Source organism: Streptomyces kebangsaanensis (assembly GCF_001906585.1).
Taxonomy (GTDB): domain Bacteria; phylum Actinomycetota; class Actinomycetes; order Streptomycetales; family Streptomycetaceae; genus Streptomyces; species Streptomyces kebangsaanensis.
Map to the genome: position 1 here is coordinate 8,314 of NZ_JUJA01000068.1, position 705 is coordinate 9,018.

Below are 705 nucleotides of genomic sequence, written 5' to 3' on the forward strand. Positions count from 1 at the left end.
GCTCCGCGAGCAGCCCGGTCCGGTGGTGTTCGGCCGTGTCCGGGAACTCGGCGGCGAGCTTGTCGGCCAGGGCCGAGTACCGGATCGGTGAGCGGGCCGCGTCGAGCACCAGCGCGACAGCGGGTGTCAGCGCGAGGGAGAACTCCGAGGCCCCCTCGGACGGGATGTGGATACGCCCGCTGCGCAGCTGGGCAAGGTTGTTGACGCATACCTCGATGCCGGCCATCCGCTCGCCGTCCGCCTCCCAGTTGCTGATCGCCGCGTCCAGCACCACCGGGTCCGGCCGGGCAACGGCCTGGTGCCGGTCACCGACGCGGACCTCGGACGTGTCGCCGAACTCGATCAACGCGACGCCCGCGAAGAGGCCGTACGGGGTGGAACGGCGCGCGTATCGGATGGCGTACCGCGCCGTGGCCAGGGCCGCCCGGCGCACGCGGCGCACCTTCGGCGAGCGTCCCTCCAGAACCGACTGGACCCGGCGCTCCAGGTCCGGGCTCGCGCTGGACACCGCCTGGCGAAAGGTGTCGTCGGACCAGACCGCGGCCAGCCACGATCGCCAGCGTTCGAGAGGTGCCGTGGGCTCAGGCCAGGGCGGCATGTGCGGCTCGGTGAGGTTCACCGCAGCACGCAGCATCCCTTCCCCAGCCTCCTGGTACTGGCTGTGTCGCACACGCATCATGACCACACTCCGTTCTTGGCAGGCGG

At 71.5% G+C, this 705-nt stretch carries 1 protein-coding gene; it reads right to left on the reverse strand.

Features of this window, described 5'->3' with window-relative positions:
• The coding region (locus tag RH94_RS41250) for a lantibiotic dehydratase (RefSeq protein ID WP_199880908.1) at positions 1-679 on the reverse strand (679 nt) is incomplete at its 3' end.
• Positions 680-705 lie beyond the last annotated feature (26 nt).